The sequence below is a fragment of the Alteromonas sp. 14N.309.X.WAT.G.H12 genome, assembly GCF_036697315.1.
GTDB lineage: Bacteria > Pseudomonadota > Gammaproteobacteria > Enterobacterales > Alteromonadaceae > Alteromonas.
On sequence record NZ_JBAHZB010000263.1, the window covers coordinates 1 to 356 of the forward strand.

A 356-nucleotide genomic window follows, 5' to 3' on the forward strand; every position below is an offset into this window, starting at 1 on the left:
AATGAACCGTCAGGTAATACGGTGGTTGTGAAGGTCTGGGTATCGCTGTCACTGTCGGTGACTTCGATACTGATCACCGCCCCGATTTCATCACAGGTCCCGCTAATGGTGGGGGTGGCACTGTTGAGATTAGACAGTGCATCTAGGTTGAGTATTGGGAGCGTGAGATCGATAAGGCCAGAGGTGCTAACCGAAGCCAGATTCCCCGCGCTGTCCAGCACCGACACATCCACATTAAGTAAGCCTTCTGCAGCATCGGCAGGTAAGTCCACCGTGAACGAACCGTCAGGCAATACGGTGGTGGTGAAACTTTGGGTATCGCTGTCACTGTCGGTGACTTCAATACTGATCACCGC

At 53.1% G+C, this 356-nt stretch carries 1 pseudogene; it reads right to left on the reverse strand.

The features are described from left to right. A pseudogene (locus tag V5298_RS20905) lies at positions 1–356 on the reverse strand (RTX toxin); the annotation flags it as partial.